The sequence below is a fragment of the Nocardioides sp. WG-D5 genome, assembly GCF_054031175.1.
Genome location: NZ_CM132928.1, coordinates 3,771,300 through 3,787,729 on the forward strand (window position 1 = coordinate 3,771,300; position 16,430 = coordinate 3,787,729).

Genomic DNA, 16,430 nt, shown 5'->3' on the forward strand with positions numbered 1-16,430 from the left:
GACCTACCTCAACGACCCGCGGTGCTCAGGGGGCTTTCGATCGGCGCGGATACCGGGCGCGGTGTCAATGACGCGCCCGTGTCATATTTGACTCGCCAACCTGTCTAGACCACGTGTCGCTTTTACGACATTGACAGGTATCTGCCGCGCTTCGGCGGCCCGAATGTCTTTACCTGTAACAAATTCGGAGAACGATTTCGGGCGGCAATATTCGATCCGTCCGCATCACCCGGGAAACGCGCACGATCTGTCACGGGCTTTGCCGACGGTTTCCGCAAGGAGACCCACCTTGAGATATTCACGCCTCGGCCGTTCGGCCGTAGCAGCCACGGGCATACTCGCCGCCACCGCTGCGATGCTTGCCGCCACCCCCGCATTCGCCGGCACCCCTACAGCCGACGACAAGGCCCCCGCGGCCAAGCTCTCGTCCACCCTCGAGTCGAAGTTCGAGAAGTCGGACTCGACCGACTTCTGGCTCCGGTTCTCCGACAAGGCCAACCTCGGGCCTGCCACGTCCATCAAGGACTGGACCGAGCGCGGTCAGTACGTCGTCGACGCGCTGGAGAAGACGGCGAAGGCCTCCCAGGCCGGGGCCGTCGCGCAGCTCGACGCCGCCAAGGCCAGCTACAAGACGTACGCGATCTCGAACGCGATCCTGGTCAAGGGCGGCTCCGAGGAGCTGGCCCTGAAGCTGGCCGCCGACCCCGAGATCAAGACCGTCCACGAACGCGCCAAGCTCTCGCTCGTCGAGCCGGTCAAGGAGGAGACGGCCACCAAGGCGCCGCAGGGCACCGAGTGGGGCATCGACTTCATCCATGCTCCCGAGGCCTGGGCGCAGGGCGCGACCGGCGCCGGCATCGTCGTCTCCAGCGTCGACTCCGGCACCGACTACACCCACCCGGCCCTGGTCGGCCAGTACCGCGGCAACAACGGCGACGGCACCTTCACCCACGACTACAACTGGTTCGACGCCTACGGCGACTGCTCCAGCGGTCCCTGTGACCTCGACGGCCACGGCACCCACACCATGGGCACCATGGTCGGCGACGACGGCGCCGGCAACCAGATCGGTGTCGCCCCCGACGCCGAGTGGATCGAGACCAACGGCTGCTGCGGCACCGACGCCGGTCTCCTCGAGTCGGGCTGGTGGCTGCTGGAGCCGACCGACGCCGACGGCGAGAACCCGGACGTGTCCAAGCGTCCGCACGTCATCAACAACTCCTGGGGCTGGAACGGCGTCGGCTACATCGACTCCTTCTTCGACGACGTGAACGCGGCCTGGAACGCAGCCGGCCAGTTCTCCTCGTGGGCCTCGGGCAACCCGGGCTCCATGTGCCAGGGGACGTCCTCGCCGGGCGCGAACACGCTCACCTACTCCGTGGGCGCGGTCGACTCCTCCGGCACGGTCGCCTCGTTCTCGGGCCGCGGCCCGGGGCAGGACGGCCTGGTCAAGCCCAACATCGCGGCGCCGGGCGTGAACGTACGCTCGTCCGTCCCGGGTGGTGGGTACGCCAGCTACAACGGCACCTCGATGGCCGCGCCGCACCTGGCCGGCGCCGTCGCGGCGCTGTGGAGCTACAACCCGACCCTGATCGGCAACGTCGAGGAGACCCGCCGCCTGCTCAACGAGGCGGCGACCGACGTCGACGACACCACCTGCGGCGGCACCGCCGCGAACAACAACGTGTACGGCGAGGGCTACCTCGACCTGGCACGCCTGATCGCGCTGGCCCCGGCCGAGGGCGGCACGGTCGCCGGCACCGTCACCAGCGGCGGCGACCCGATCGCGGGCGCGACCGTCGAGCTCGACGGTGACACCCTCGACCGCACCCTCACCACCGACGCGGAGGGTCACTTCTCGGCCGACGTCTACGTCGGCGACTACGAGCTGACCACCTCGGCCTTCGGGTTCGTCACCGAGACCGGGTCCGCGACCGTCACCGAGGACGCCACCACGACCGTCGACTTCGACCTCGCCGAGGCCCCGAAGTACACGCTCAGCGGCACGGTCACCAACGCCGGCACCGACGCCCCGGTCGCCGGGGCCGTGGTCCAGCTGTCGCCGGGCAACCTGTCCGCGACCGCAGGCGCCGACGGCACCTACTCGTTCGCGGGCGTCCCGGAGGGGACGTACACGATCTTCACCGAGGGGTCGGGCTGTGCCGAGGCGACGAGCTCGGAGATCGAGGTCACGGGCAACAAGACCCACCACGTGAAGGTGGTCTTCTCCTACGACGACTACGGGTACTTCTGCTCCGAGGGCTCGAGCGGCGTACGTTCGGGGACCACCGCTCTCGGGCTCGAGGGCGACGACGTGGCCGCCTCGGTGGACCTGCCGTTCAGCTTCCCGCTCTACGGCGGCAGCTATGCCAAGGCGTACGTCACCTCGAACGGTCACGTGAACTTCCTCGCCTCGAGCACGGCCTACGCCAACGGTGGGATCCCGTCGGCGAGCGTGCCGAACGCGGCGATCTACCCGTTCTGGGACGACCTCGACGCCCGTGGCGACGCGGACGTGTTCACCGGGGCGACGACCGTCGACGGTGAGGACGCGTTCGTCATCGAGTGGCGGGACATCCTCCTGCTCGGCACGACGGACGCGCTCGACTTCTCGGTCACCCTCTTCGAGGACGGCCGGGTCGAGCTGGGCTACGGGGACCTCCCCAGCGGGGACCGGGCCCTGGGTGGCTCGGCCACCGTCGGCATCGAGAACGCCACCGGCACGATCGGCACGCAGTTCTCGCTCAACACCGCCTCGCTGAGCGACGACAAGTCGATCACCTTCGACCTGGCCCCGATGGGCACGGTCTCCGGTGTCGTCACCGACTACAACACCAAGTCGGGCATCGACGGCGCCGAGGTCACCCTGACCCCGGCCGCCGGCGGGTCCGCCAAGACGGTCGAGACCGGCGCCGACGGCTCCTACAGCGTCGACGCGGTGACCGGTGCGTACGGCGTGAGCATCACCGCGCCCGACTACGTCTCGGTCAGCCGCGACGTCACCGTCGCCGAGGACGCGACCGTCACCTCCGACGCCCAGCTCAAGGCCGGCCGGCTCGCCGTCACCCAGACGGCGCTCAACGCGAGCCTCGCGATGGGTGGCTCCGTCTCGCGCAACCTGAAGATCGCCAACACCGGCTCGGCGCCGGTCGAGGTCGATCTGGGTGCCACCGGCGAGGAGGTCGTCATCCTGGGTGACAAGACCGCCTCGGCCGGCGTCACCAAGAGCACCACCAAGAAGGCCACCGCGGTCAAGACGAAGGCGGGCGCCGGCTCGAAGTCGTCGGGCCTGACCTCCTCGAAGCCGGGCAGCAAGCTCGGTACGTCGGGGAAGCCCTCGGTCACCGCGATCGCGCCCACGCCGGCGGGTGAGACGACGCTGTCCCACTCGAGCTCGCACGAGGTCGTGCAGTCCAGCTCCGTCGCGTGCCCCTCGGGGACCACGACGATCCTGCGCACCTACTCGCCGGGCGACTTCGGGATCTCCGGAGGCTTCACGCCGACCAGCGTCAGCTTCGCGGTCCAGGAGACGGCCAACGGGAACACGCCGGTGACGGCGACGCTCTACACCCTGCCGGCCGGTGCTGCGTTCACCTTCGCCAACCTGACCCCGATCGGGTCGGGCACCACGACGGTGACCAGCGACTTCGGCTCGACCTACACGGTGCCGGTCGCGGCCTCCGCGGAGATCGCGCCGGACGACATCCTGGTCGTCTCGGTGGCGGGTGCGGCGGTCTACTTCGGCGGCAACCCCGCTGCCGAGACGTCGCCGACCTACCTGGCCTCCGACGCCTGCGGTACGCCGGAGCCGACGGACGCCGCGGAGCTCGGGTTCCCCGACTCCAACATCATCCTCGATGTGACCGGTGAGACCGGCGGCGGTGGCGTCGCCTGGCTGGACGTCCAGCCGCCGTCGTTCACGCTGGCGCCGGGCAAGGCGGTCACCGCGATCGTCACGTTCGACGCCACGGTCGACCAGCCGGGCACCTACACGGCCGACGTGGTCATCGGGAACAACACCCCCTACACCGTGGCGCCGGTCCCGGCGACCATGATCGTGAAGGCGCCCTCCGGCTGGGGCAAGATCACGGGCACGGTGACGGGTTCGGGCGAGCCGCTCGAGGGAGCTGTCGTGGCTCTCGACGGTGTGTCCTACGACGTGACGCTGCGGACGAAGGCGGACGGCACCTACGGGTACTGGATGCAGAAGTCCAACGCGCCGCTCCAGGTGATCGTCGCGGCCGACGGGTTCGTGCCGGCAACCAAGAAGGCGCAGATCGTGGCTGGTCAGACGACCGTCTACAACTTCGACCTGAAGCCTTTGGACTAGCCCGATGACGGGGCCCCGGACACCTGGCGGTGTCCGGGGCTTCGTCTTGTTCCACGCAACGGCTCCTGGCGGAGCTCGATTGTCGGTGGGCCGGTGTACGATCGCCGCGCCTGCGAGAACGACCCCTTTTTACCAGCCCCTATGCCTGAATCCTCCAAGCCGGCCGTCGCCGAGATCCTGCGCCTGCGGGCTCCGTTGAGCCTGCAGGTCCTGCGCGCCGCGCTGAAGGGGAAGCGGGTCCTGCTGACCGAGGAGGAGCTGCTCGCCGTGCTCGGCTCGGGTGGTTTCGTCGAGGGGCCTCCGGGGCAGTGGAGCCTGGCTCCGGCCCCGGCCCCGGCGCCCGTCTCGGCCCCGGCGCCCGCGCCGGCTCGGTTCAACCAGGCCTCGCTGGCCGCGCGTGCGGGAGTGGAGGGTGACGTACTCCTGAAGGTGCTGGACGCGCTGGTCACCGACCACCCCGAGGTCAACTGGGGTGCGCTGCGCGACCGGCTGGAGTCGGGCGCCGACGTCGCGGTCTCCGACCGCACCCTCGGCCTGCTGGAGGAGGGCGTACGCCGCTTCGAGGTCGCCCGGCTGCGGGCCGAGAAGCAGGCCGCCGAGGAGCGTGCCCGGGAGGCGGAGCGCCGCCGGGAGCTGCAGCAGCTGGCCGAGAGTGAGGTCGCGATGCTGCGCGCCGAGCTCGACGACGAGCGCCGGCGCGCGCACGACGCGGCGCTGGAGCGGGACCGGCTGCGCCAGGAGGCCGAGAAGCTGATGGCGCTCAAGGAGCAGGAGACCGCCTCCTGGGTCGCCACCGCCGCGGGCGGCTGGATGCTCGACCTCGGTGCGCCGGAGACCTTCGGCGAGGAGAAGCTCCGCCAGGCGCTGGGCCAGCTCGAGTCGGCGCTGGTCGTGCTCAACGTCCCGGTCTCCGGCCGCGAGATCGAGGCCGTCGTGGTGCACCCCGGCGGGATCGCCGTGGTGGAGCAGTACGACATCCCCTCCACGGCCGGTGTGGTCGAGGTGCCGGCCGACGGGGTGGCGTCCGTCGAGGGCCGCCCGCTCGAGGTCGCTGATCCGCGTGCCGACGTGCTCGGCGCCGTACGTCTCCTGCAGAAGGCCGCATCCCTGGACCTGGCCTACCTGCCCGTGCTCGCCTTCCAGGGGCCGGCCGAGGCCGAGGGCGAGGACGTGCTCGTCTGCCTCACCGCCGAGGTGGACCTCGCTGTCGATGACATGCTGCACTCACAGTCCGCGAGGGTCTCGGCCGACGACGCGGTCGCGCTGCTGGCCAAGCTCGGGGTCCCGGAGCTGCCGGAAGCTCCCTCCGGGTTCTGAGGTCTCAGATCAGACCGGCGGCGCGGGCCGCCTCGGCGTAGGCGGCGGCCAGCGTGGGCACCGTCTCGTGGGCGTTGAGGCCCGACGGGTTCGGCACCACCCAGAGCTCGGCGCCGGCCAGGGGCTCGGGCTGGCGGCCCTGCTTGGCCTTGGGGCGGTTGAACGCGGTGCGGTAGGCGGTGATCCCGGCGATCGCGACGACGGCCGGTTTCCTCCGTGCGACCAGGGAGAACAGCTCGGCGCCGCCCTCCTTGAGCTCGGCGTTGGAGAGCTCGGAGGCCTTGGCCGTGGCACGCCGGACGATGTTGGTGAAGCCGATGCCCCGGGACCGGAAGTAGTCGCGGTCCTCCGGCGTCATCCCTGCGGAGGCGTCGATCGGCCGGGTCGTGATCCCGGCGCGGAAGATCGCGGGATAGAAGCGGTTCAGCGGGTGCGCGAAGTGGGTCTGGGTCGCCGCGGTCCACAGGCCGGGGTTGATGCCGACGAAGAGGAGGCGCAGCGGCTGGTCGTCTGCCGGGAGGAGGTCGGGGACCGAGGCGCCGTAGTAGGTCTGGAGCTCGGCCTGGGTGAAGCGGGCCACGGCGTGATCTTTCCATCTCCGTAACGACCGGGCCCTCGGGGGTGCAACAGCCGGGTGCCGTGGGGAGTATGTGAAATATGCACCCCACGCGTCTTCTCCCACTCGCAGTCGCTGCGACGGCGCTCCTCGTCTCCTCCTGCGGCAGCCCCGACGAGGCGACCGACCCGGGCTCGAGCCCGACGCCCTCCGCCTCCTCGCCCGGCACGCCCAAGTCGGAACCCGAGCCGTCCCGTCCGCCGAGCTCGGAGAAGCCCGTCCGTGGCCTCGTCTCCGCCGGCGGCGCGGCCGAGGGAGACCTGGAGAAGACCGCGACCCCGCTCCCGGACGCCGCCGCGATCCAGGCGTACGCCGCCGGCCTCGGCTCCTCGCTCCAGGACTCGTTCACCACCGAGGCGACCAGGCTGCTCGCCCATGTCCCGTCCGGCCAGCGGCTCTATGCCCAGACGGTCTACGACGGCTGCGAGGCGCCGGACCCGGCGACCATCACGGCCTCCACCTCCGGCGCTGACGTGGTCCTCCACGTCACCCCGCCCAAGAGCACCAAGATCCAGTGCCTGGTGGCCGAGCGATCGGTCGCGTTGCTGAGTGTCGATCAGCCGGTCGGCTAACGTTCCCCGCGTGGGGGAGCCGTGGAACACCTTCGTCGAGGGCGACAACCTCGACGTGCTCCAGGCGCTCTCGGCGGCGGGGGAGACCTTCGACCTGATCTACATCGACCCGCCCTACAACACCGGCAGCCTCTTCGCCTACCACGACGACCGGCGCGGGAAAGATGGCAAGCGGGCCGGCCGCCACGAGGCCTGGATCGCGATGATGCGGCCCCGGCTGGAGGCGGCGCGCACCGTGATGTCGGAGCGCGCGGCGATCTACGTCTCGATCGACGACAACGAGGCCGCACACCTCAAGGTGCTGATGGACGAGGTCTTCGACGAGCGCAACCACCTCGCGCAGATCGTGGTCAACCTCAACCCCAAGGGCCGCCAGCTCGGCAACGGGTTCGCCACGTCCCACGAGTATCTGCTCGTCTACGCCAAGGACGCCCGGTCCTGTGCGCTGGAGTCGAGCATCCCCGAGGCCGTCAACGAGCGGGACTTCCCGCTGGTCACCGACGACGGGCGCCACTACCGACGGCTCCCGCTGCGCAACACCAACAAGAAGTTCAACCCGGCGACCGCCCGGACGCTCCACTTCCCGGTGTGGGGAGACCCCGACTCCGGCCGCGTCAGTGTCGAGCCGTTCGACGGGGGCCAGGAGATCTGGCCGGTCTTCGGTGACGGCCGCCCGGCGGTCTGGCGGTGGAGCGCCCCGCTGATCGAGGCCCGTCCCGACGACCTGATGTGCCGTCGCGTACGCGGGAAGCTGGGGGAGCGGGTCGACGTCTACCAGCGCGACTGGCTCTCCCGTGACGCCTCGGGCGATGCCCGGCGCAAGAAGCTCACCACGATCTGGCTGGCCGAGGAGATCGGCTCGACCGACTCCGCCGTCGCCGAGCTGAAGTCGCTGGTGGGGCCGCTGTTCGAGTCGCCGAAGCCGACCGGGCTGATCCGCCGGATCCTGGCCACGATGCCGACCGACGCGAGGGTCCTCGACTTCTTCGCCGGATCCGGCACCACCGGCCACGCGGTCGCGCTGGCCAACGTGGAGGACGGGGCGCGGCGTACGTGCTGGTCGGTGCAGATCGCCGAGACGACCCGGCCCGGTTCGAACGCGGCCAAGGCCGAGATGGCGTACGTCTCCGACATCACCCGCGCCCGGCTGCGGGCCGTCGTCGCGGCGCACGGGAACGGCGGCACCGACGGGTTGGTCGAGCGCGACCTGGGTGAGCTTCTCGAGACCTCTGGTGTGACGCGAGGCGCGTAGAAGGCGTGGCAGGATCGCGGCCATGGCCCTCAGCGTCCCCCGCCTCCGGATCGGCTCGACCGAGATCATCGCCCTCGCCGATGGCGAGGGCCCGTTCTTCTCCCCGCGTGCCCAGGCCTTCCCCGAGGCCACGGCCGCTCAGTGGGCCGAGGCCGACCGCCACGATCCGGGCGCGGTCGACGCCGAGGGTCGCTGGCGGATCCAGTTCCGTGCCTACGCGATCCGCAGCGACCAGGGCCTCACCGTGGTGGACACCGGGATCGGCCCGGCGGACGGCCCGGCCGCCTCGTGGGCGCCCGTGCCCGGTGTGCTTCCTCGGTCGCTCGACGCCGCGGGCATCGACCCGGCCGAGGTCGACACCGTGGTGCTCACGCACCTGCACACCGACCACGTCGGATGGGCCGTCGTGACCGAGGCCGACGGTCGCCACCCCTACTTCCCGAACGCCGACTACCTGCTCCAGCGGGCCGAGTACGACGCCCTCGACTCGCTCAACCCCCAGCTTCGCGAGACCCTCACCGACCCGCTCGCGGAGGCCGGTCGGCTCCGGCTCCTCGACGGTGACACGTCCCTGCGCGCCGGGCGCGTGGTCGCCACGCCCGGTCACACGCCCGGGCACCAGAGCGTGCTGGTCACCGAGGGGCGCGAGCTGGTGCTGGTCACCGGCGACCTCCTGGTGCACGCGCTCCAGCTGCTCCACCCCGAGCTCGCCTACGCGCACGAGGTCGATCCCGATGCGGCCAGGCGCTCGAGGGAGCGCATGCTCAGCCGCGAGGCCGACACCACGCTTCACCTCGCGACGCCGCACCTGACGGAGCCGTTCGTCTCGGCGTGATCGCGCCGCTGGATGAACTTCTCGCAACATCTGGTAACCGCGTTACACGGGCCGCGCAAAACGCGGCATCGTCTGGGGGCGACCGAACACCTCACCTCGGGAGACCCCCATGAAACTCCGTGGCCTGTTCATCCTCGCCTGCGGCGCCCTCGTGCCGCTCACGATTCCGGCGGCAGCACACGCCGAGTCCTACTCCCAGCCGCTCTCCACCGCCATCGGCGACCTCCCGGTCGCCGCCGAGAACCGCACCGGCTACAGCCGCGACCTCTTCCAGCACTGGATCGACGCCGACGGCGACGGCTGCAACACCCGCAACGAGGTGCTGATCGCGGAAGCCGAGGAGGCCCCCACGGTCGGCTCGAGCTGCTCGCTGTCGGGCGGCCGCTGGTACTCCTACTACGACGGACTGTCCTGGACCGCCACCAGCGACATCGACATCGACCACATGGTTCCGCTCGCCGAGGCCTGGGACTCCGGCGCCCGCACCTGGACCTCGACCGAGCGCAAGAACTACGCCAACGACCTCGGCTACTACGGCTCGCTCGTCGGCGTCACCGACAACGAGAACCAGGAGAAGTCCGACTCCGACCCGGCCGGGTGGATGCCCGACCTGCAGAAGTGCCGCTACCTGAAGGAGTTCGTCTCGGTGAAGATCCGCTGGCGGCTCTCCGTCGACAGCACCGAGAAGTCCGCGCTCACCAACCTCACCTCCGCCAACGGCTGCGGCAGCCAGACCGTGTCGGTGACCCTCGCCCGCTGACCCCACGCCGACTCTGCAGAAGTGGCGGCCGAATCGGTGGAAATGGCAGCCGAGATCCCGATCTCATTCGCCAGAACCACCGATTCGGCCGCCACAACTGAGGACTCGGCTGGCCTAGGATCTGCGCCATGGCGTTCACTGCTCCGCGAGTCACCCGTGAGCAGGTGAAGTCCGACGTACGTCGCCGGCTGGCGCGCCTGAAGTCGAAGCGGTGGCACGTGTTCCAGGCCGCGGGAGCGGCGGGGGTGGCGTGGTTCATCGCGGCAGGGCTGCTCGGCCACGCCCAACCGGTCTTCGCGCCGATCGCGGCGGTGGTCAGCCTCGGCACGTCCTACGGACAGCGGCTGAGACGGGTCACCGAGGTGACCATCGGGGTCGCGCTCGGCGTCTTCCTGGGCGACGTCGTGGTGCAGGTCATCGGCGAAGGTGCCTGGCAGATGACCCTGGTCGTGGGGATGGCCATGGCGGTGGGGATCTTCATCTCCTCGGGCCAGGTCTTCCGCAACCAGGCCGCGGTGCAGTCGATCTTCGTGATGGGGCTGCTGCCGACGCCCGGCGCGGCCTTCACCCGCTGGACCGACGCGCTGATCGGCGGTGCGGTCGCACTGGTCGCGGCCTCGATCGTGCCCGCCGCCCCGCTGCGACGGCCCGGTGAGCAGGCGGCGGTGGTCGCCAGGAAGATCGCCTCGCTGCTGCGTGCCGCGGGCCAGGTGATGCTCGACGCCGACGCGGTCCACGGGCTCAAGGTGCTCGCCGACGCGCGTGCCACCGATCCGCTGATCCGCGAGCTGCAGGACGCCTCCGACGAGGGCATGTCGGTGCTGGCGGTCTCGCCGTTCCGGTTCCGGCATCGCAGCCACGTGCACCGGATGGCCGAGCTGGTCGAGCCGCTCGACCGGGCGCTGCGGAGCACCCGGGTGCTGGTGCGGCGGGCGGCGGTGTCGGCCTATCGCGGCGACATCGTGCCGGAGAGCTACTACCAGCTGGCCTTCGGGCTCGCCGACGCCGTCGACGTCGTCGAGGCCGAGCTCGCCGCGGGCCTCGGCCCGGACGGGCTGAGCCATGAGGCCCGGTCGGTGCTGCTCGCGGTCGGCGAGCACTCGGCCGAGGTGGAGCGTACGGAATCGCTCAACGCCGAGGTCATCCTCGTCCAGATCAGGTCGATCATCGTCGACCTGCTCGGGGTCACCGGGATGGGGCAGTTCGAGGCGACCGACGCGCTGCCGCCGCTGCCGCCTCGGTGAATGCTCACCGAGTCAGCTCGGTGAGCATTCACAGCGACCCGCGCAGATCACGGACCACCGAGTCGACGACCGCGACCAGGTCGCCCTCGGTGGACGCCGCGATGGCACGTTGTCGCTGGTAGGAGGCACCTTTGTGGATGATGTCGTGCACCCCGGCGAGCTCCTTCTCACAGCCGAGGCGCGCGGCCACGGGCTCCAGCCGCACCAGCAGCTCGGCGAGATCCTCGGTGACCAGCCGCTCGTCCGAGGCGTCGTTGAGGATCACGATCGCGTCCAGGCCGTAGCGGGCGGCGCGCCACTTGTTCTCCTGGACGTGCCACGGTGGCATCGTGGCGACGGGCTCGCCGGCGGCCACCCTGGCATCCAGGTCGACGCAGAGACAGTGGGCCAGCGCCGCGATCGCGGCCAGCTCCTGCAGGGTCGCGACCCCGTCGCAGATCCGGTTCTCGATGGTGCCGATCCGGGGCGAGGGCCGGATGTCCCAGCGGATCTCGCTGATGTCCTCGATCACGCCGGTGACCGTCTGATCCGAGACGTACGCCTCGAACTCCGGCCACGTCGCGAACTGGAACGGCAGCCCCGCCGTCGGCAGCTGCTGGAACATCAGCGCCCGGTTGGACGCGTAGCCGGTGTCCACGCCGGCCCAGATCGGGGAGGACGCCGACAGCGCCTGGAAGTGGGGGTAGTAGGTCAGCAGCCCGTTGAGGACGGGCAGCACCCGGTCGCGCTCCGGCATCCCGACGTGCACGTGCACGCCCCAGATCAGCATCTGCCGCCCCCACCACTGGGTGCGGTTGATCAGCTCCTCGTAACGATGCCCCGCGGACAGCTCCTGCCTGGTCCAGGACGCGAACGGGTGGGTGCCGGCACCGAAGAGGTCCACGCCGAGATCGTCCCCGGCGCGTACGACCTCGAGGGTCGTCTCCCGGATCTGGTCGATGGCCTCCTCGACCGTCCCGCAGATCCCGGTCACGATCTCGACGGTGTTGCGCAGCAGCTCCTTGTGGATCCGCTCGGGGTTGGGAACCCGGGCCTTGGCCCGCGCGAAGAGATGGTCGGCGACGTTGACCAGGTCCCGGCTCTGACGGTCGACGAGGGCGAGCTCCCACTCGACGCCGAGCGTCGGTCGCGGGGAGGGGTGGAAGTCGATCCGCATGTATTGAGCGTTCCTTGCACGGGCCCGTTTGTCGAGCACCGTGAATGCCTGTCGATCACCGCCCCGATGGCACCCTGTGACGGTGGACGCGCGCGAGGTGAACCTGACTCTGGACTTCTGCCTCCGCGTCGGTGAGCTGCTGATCTCCACCGGCGCCGGGGCCGCTGACGTGACCGCGACGATGAGGTCGCTCTCTCAGCATCTCGGGCTCCGCGGAGCCGAGGTCGACGTCACCTACACCAGCCTCTCGATGAGCTATCAGGCCGACCCAGAGGCGATCCCGATCCACACCACGCGGCAGGTCAAGAACCGCACGATCGACTACGACCACCTGACCGCCGTCGACCACCTGGTCCGCCAGGTCGTACGCGACGAGGTGGACCTCCAGGGCGCCCGGATCGCACTGGGTCGCATCATCTCCGGCGGCCACCGCCGGCCGCGCTGGGCCGCGACGCTCGGCATGGCGGTGATGGCCGCCGCGTTCACCGTCTACGTCGGTGGTGATCCCTGGGTCGTCGTCCTCTCTTTCATCTCGGGCGCGTCCATCGACCAGCTGCAGCACCTCCTCCACCGCCGTTGGCGGCTGCCGCTCTTCTACCTGCAGGTCGCCGGGGCAGGCCTGGCCACGCTGCTCGCGGTCATCGCCGCGGCGTTGCCCCTGAACCTCGACGTCTCCACCTCGATCACCGCCAACATCACCGTGATGCTGGCCGGGATCAGCTTCATGGGTGCCCTGCAGGACGCGCTGACCGGCTTCCACGTCACCGCCAGCGCCCGGATCATGGAGGCCCTGGTCTCCACCGCCGGGATCATCGCGGGGGTCACCGGCGGTCTGGTCTTCGCCGGCGCGGTCGGGGTGCCGATCCACGGTGCGGTCTCCGGCGGCACCAGCACGCTGCAGTCGATCACCCTCGCCACCGTCGGCGGGGCCGTCGGGGCCGCGGCCTTCGCCTACGCGGCGTACGCCCCCAAGCGGACGCTGGTCCCGATCGCGGTCATCGCCGGCATCGCCGTGGTGCTGTCGATCGTCGTGCCCGGCGACGTCGGACGTACGTGGCGGGTGGCCGTGGCCGCCCTCTTCATCGGTCTCATCGCCTACTCGGTGGCCACCCGGCTGAAGGTGCCGCCGCTGGTCATCGTGGTGTCCTCGGTGGTGCCGTTCCTGCCCGGCTACTCGATCTACCGCGGCCTCACCATGCTGGCCCAGGAGACCCCGGCGACCACCTCGGTCGGCCTGGTCGCCCTCTTCACCGCGGCCTCGGTCGCGCTGGCTCTCGCCTCGGGCGTCTATCTGGGCGAATACATCGCCCAGCCACTCAGCCGCCGGTCCTGGCGGATCGAGACCCGACTCTCCGGACCGCGCCTGGTCGGTCCGCTGCGGAAGGACCGGACCACCCCGGTGCCGGCCGCCGTCGAGACCGATGCCTAGGCCTCACAGGCCGGCGAGCACCTCGAACCAGCGCTCCGGGGTCGCGTCGTACGGCGCCCGGCTCTCCTTGACCGCGAGATAGACCCGCTCGGCGGAGTCCTCGGTCATCGAGATGATCTCGGGCGGGTAGCCGTACTCGATCTGGTGGTGCTCGAACTCGTCCTCGTCGTCGATGTAGACCGAGCCGTCGAACTTCTTGACCACGTCGAGGTCCAGGTCGATGCAGGTGACCGTCGAGTCCTGCCACACCGGCGGAGTACACATGTCGACATATATCTGCGAGGTCACCCGCTCGTTGGGCCGGTTGAAGGCGGGGAAGTGGGCCGCGTCGTGGTGGGGGACCAGGCTGACCGACTCCCAGTCGGCGACCCAGCCCCGGCCCGGGCGGGCGAACTCGGTGCCGACCGGGTGGCCGATCCACTCGCCGTGCTCGTCCTCGCCGAGGTAGAGACCCGTGAAGGACCAGTGAGGCCGGCCACCCCACTTCGTGAACTCGACACGAACAGGATGACCGGCCTCGAAGCGCATGGGCCTAGTCTGCCTGCTTCTTCGGCATCACGTACTTGGCACCCAAGGCGATGAGGTCCTGGTAGCGGGAACCGGTGAACTTGCCGAAGTTGTGGATCACGTGGGCGTCGAGACCGACCAGCACGCGGGCCTGCTTCTTCTCGATGCCCTTGACGATGATCTCGGCGGCCCGCTCGGGCTCCATCTTGGCGAGCTTCTCGTCGAAGAACTTCGCGGTCGCGGCCTGGTCGTCCTTGGCCGAGACGCGGGCGCTGCGGGCGACCGCGGTCTTGATGCCGCCCGGGTGGACCGAGGTGACGCCCACCTTGTGGCCGTCGATCAGCATCTCCTCGCGCAGCGCCTCGGTGAAGCCGCGCACCGCGTACTTCGCCGCGTTGTAGAACGCCTGGTCGGGCATCGAGACCAGCCCGAAGAGCGAGGAGATGTTCACGATGTGCGCGTCGCCGGACTCGATCAGGGCCGGCAGGAAGAGCTTCGTGCCGTGCACGACGCCCCACCAGTCGATGCCCATGATCCAGTCGATGTCGTCCCAGTCGAGGTCGTTGACGCGGCCCGACAGCGCGACGCCGGCGTTGTTGATCACCACGTTGACCGTGCCGAAGTGGGCGATGACGTCCGCGGCGTACGCCGTGAAGGCCTCGCGGTCGGCGACGTCCAGCTTGTCCGCCTTGATCTCACGGGCGCCGGCCTGCTTGGCGAGCTCGACGGTCTCGGCCAGGCCGGCCTCGTTCACGTCGGAGAGCGCCAGCCGGGCGCCGCGCCCGGCGAGGTTGAGCGCGAGGGCGCGGCCGATGCCGGAGCCGGCTCCGGTGAGCACGACTACCTTGTCGTCGAAGGACTTCATGCGGGGACACTCTCCTTGGTCGTTGCCGGCTTGCCGGCGGCGGTGACGGCGTACTTGTCGACGTCGAACTTGCTGGTCAGGTGGCGGAACAGGAACGTGAAGCTCGGCCACAGGGTGGTGTTGCGGCCGTGCTCGTCGAGATACCACGACGCGCAGCCGCCCTCCGACCACACCGTCTTGTCCATCTTGCGCTGCAGGTCGTCGTTCCAGGCGGAGGTGGCGTCCTCGGTGGGTTCGACGGTGGCGTACGCGTTCGTACGCATCGTGCGGATCGCGTCGCGGATGTAGGCCACCTGGGACTCGATCATGTAGACCATCGAGGAGTGGCCCAGGCCGGTGTTGGGGCCGACCACGAAGAAGAGGTTGGGGAACTCGGGGACGGTGGTGCCCTTGTAGGCGCTCATCCCCGTCTCCGCGAACCGCTCGGCCATGGTGCGGCCCTTGCTGCCGGTGATCGCGTGGGCGATCGGTAGGTCGGTGGTGTAGAAGCCGGTGGCCACCACGAGGACGTCGATCTCGCGGCTGGTGCCGTCCTTGGCGACGATCGCGTTCTCGCTCACCCGGTCGATGCCGTCGGTGATCAGGTCGACGTTGTCGGCGGCCAGCGCCGGGTAGTAGGCGTTGGAGATCAGCGTGCGCTTGCAGCCGAGCGTGTAGTCGGGGGTGACCTTGCGGCGAAGCTCGGGGTCCTTGATGCCGCGGCGGATGTTGTTCCGTGCCATCAGCTCGTGGGCCTTGGTGAGCCTGGGCTCCACGGCCAGACCCAGGACGCGGACCTCCAGGCCCCAGTAGACCGCCGCGCGGGCGAGCCGCTGGACGCCGGGGACGTGGCGGAAGGCGGCCTTCTCGAGCTTGGAGTAGCGGTGCTCGTTGCGGGGGAGCACCCAGGGCGCGGTGCGCTGGTAGACGTCGAGGCGCGCGGCCTTCTTCTGGATCTCCGGGACGATCTGGATCGCGCTGGCGCCGGTGCCGATCACCGCGACGCGCTTGCCGGTGAGGTCGACGTCGTGGTTCCACTGGGCGGAGTGGAAGATCTCGCCCTGGAAGCCCTCGATGCCCTCGATGTCCGGGAGCTTCGGCTCGGAGAGCGCGCCGGGTCCGGCGATGACGGTGGTCGCTGCGTACGTCTTCCTGCCGTTCGTGCCCTCGGTCTCGACGAGCCAGCGCTGCTGGGTCTCGTCCCAGGTCGCGGCGGTCACCGCGGTGTCGAAGACGAAGCGGTCCAGGGTGCCGGACTGCTCGGCGACCTTCTTGATGTACGCCTCGATCTCCGGCTGGGGCGAGAAGCTCATCGACCAGTCGGGGTTGAGCGCGAAGGAGTAGCTGTAGAGCTGGCTGGGCACGTCGCAGGCGGCGCCGGGATAGGTGTTGTCTCGCCAGGTGCCACCGACGCCGGAGCCCTTCTCGATGACGACGAAGTCGCGCTCGCCGTCCTCCTCGAGCTTGATCGCCGAGCACAGGCCGCCGAAGCCGGCACCGACGATCAGGTGGTCGACGTGGGTGAGGTCAGCAGTGGTCATACCGAGAGTATTCTTGCCTATTGAACG

At 70.0% G+C, this 16,430-nt stretch carries 13 protein-coding genes; 8 read left to right on the plus strand and 5 right to left on the minus strand.

Going from position 1 to position 16,430, the window contains the following annotated elements; translation table 11 throughout:
- Nucleotides 1-289 precede the first annotated feature (289 nt).
- Together ACWZJV_RS18350 and ACWZJV_RS18355 are read left to right on the plus strand one after the other, a co-directional pair.
- Complete coding sequence (locus ACWZJV_RS18350; protein ID WP_457177700.1) at nt 290-4,330, plus strand: carboxypeptidase regulatory-like domain-containing protein; 4,041 nt, start codon at nt 290-292, stop codon at nt 4,328-4,330.
- A 141-nt stretch (nt 4,331-4,471) separates the two neighbouring features.
- Nucleotides 4,472-5,647: a hypothetical protein gene (locus ACWZJV_RS18355; protein ID WP_457177702.1), complete on the plus strand. Its 1,176-nt coding sequence runs from the start codon at nt 4,472-4,474 to the stop codon at nt 5,645-5,647.
- A 4-nt stretch (nt 5,648-5,651) separates the two neighbouring features.
- On the opposite strand, the gene ACWZJV_RS18360 is transcribed toward ACWZJV_RS18355, so the two are convergent.
- Nucleotides 5,652-6,227 (minus strand): mismatch-specific DNA-glycosylase, encoded by a 576-nt coding sequence (locus tag ACWZJV_RS18360; protein WP_008362475.1) that lies wholly within the window; start codon nt 6,225-6,227, stop codon nt 5,652-5,654.
- Nucleotides 6,228-6,304: 77 nt separating this feature from the next.
- On the opposite strand from ACWZJV_RS18360, the gene ACWZJV_RS18365 reads away from it, so the two are divergent.
- The 5 genes from ACWZJV_RS18365 (at nt 6,305) to ACWZJV_RS18385 (ending at nt 10,926) form a co-directional block, all read left to right on the plus strand.
- Entirely contained in the window at nt 6,305-6,835 is a 531-nt protein-coding gene (locus ACWZJV_RS18365) for a hypothetical protein (protein ID WP_457177704.1), read from the plus strand.
- Between the two features lie 10 nt (nt 6,836-6,845).
- Nucleotides 6,846-8,087: a site-specific DNA-methyltransferase gene (locus tag ACWZJV_RS18370; RefSeq protein ID WP_457177706.1), complete on the plus strand. Its 1,242-nt coding sequence runs from the start codon at nt 6,846-6,848 to the stop codon at nt 8,085-8,087.
- Between the two features lie 22 nt (nt 8,088-8,109).
- Nucleotides 8,110-8,922, plus strand: coding sequence for an MBL fold metallo-hydrolase (locus tag ACWZJV_RS18375; RefSeq protein WP_457177708.1), 813 nt, complete (start codon nt 8,110-8,112; stop codon nt 8,920-8,922).
- Between the two features lie 109 nt (nt 8,923-9,031).
- The gene (locus tag ACWZJV_RS18380; protein WP_008362470.1) at nt 9,032-9,682 is read left to right on the plus strand and encodes an HNH endonuclease family protein; all 651 of its coding nucleotides are present in this window, start codon (nt 9,032-9,034) and stop codon (nt 9,680-9,682) included.
- 128 nt (nt 9,683-9,810) lie between these two features.
- The gene (locus tag ACWZJV_RS18385; RefSeq protein WP_196875563.1) at nt 9,811-10,926 is read left to right on the plus strand and encodes an FUSC family protein; all 1,116 of its coding nucleotides are present in this window, start codon (nt 9,811-9,813) and stop codon (nt 10,924-10,926) included.
- Nucleotides 10,927-10,954: 28 nt separating this feature from the next.
- Here ACWZJV_RS18385 and ACWZJV_RS18390 read toward each other — a convergent pair whose 3' ends face one another.
- A complete protein-coding gene (locus ACWZJV_RS18390) occupies nt 10,955-12,082 on the minus strand; it encodes a glutamate--cysteine ligase (protein WP_457177710.1) in 1,128 nt (375 codons plus the stop codon).
- A gap of 82 nt (nt 12,083-12,164) precedes the next feature.
- On the opposite strand from ACWZJV_RS18390, the gene ACWZJV_RS18395 reads away from it, so the two are divergent.
- Nucleotides 12,165-13,511, plus strand: a complete 1,347-nt coding sequence (locus ACWZJV_RS18395; RefSeq protein WP_307785690.1) for a threonine/serine exporter family protein — start codon at nt 12,165-12,167, stop codon at nt 13,509-13,511.
- A 3-nt stretch (nt 13,512-13,514) separates the two neighbouring features.
- On the opposite strand, the gene ACWZJV_RS18400 is transcribed toward ACWZJV_RS18395, so the two are convergent.
- The 3 genes from ACWZJV_RS18400 to ACWZJV_RS18410 are packed head-to-tail and all read right to left on the minus strand — an operon-like array spanning nt 13,515 to nt 16,403.
- On the minus strand, nt 13,515-14,039 hold the full coding sequence (locus ACWZJV_RS18400; RefSeq protein WP_008362462.1) for a DUF402 domain-containing protein: 525 nt from the start codon (nt 14,037-14,039) through the stop codon (nt 13,515-13,517).
- 4 nt (nt 14,040-14,043) lie between these two features.
- A complete protein-coding gene (locus ACWZJV_RS18405; protein ID WP_008362461.1) occupies nt 14,044-14,883 on the minus strand; it encodes an SDR family NAD(P)-dependent oxidoreductase in 840 nt (279 codons plus the stop codon).
- The gene (locus tag ACWZJV_RS18410) at nt 14,880-16,403 is read right to left on the minus strand and encodes a flavin-containing monooxygenase (RefSeq protein ID WP_008362460.1); all 1,524 of its coding nucleotides are present in this window, start codon (nt 16,401-16,403) and stop codon (nt 14,880-14,882) included. Before ACWZJV_RS18410 ends, ACWZJV_RS18405 begins: the two co-directional genes overlap by 4 nt.
- Nucleotides 16,404-16,430 lie beyond the last annotated feature (27 nt).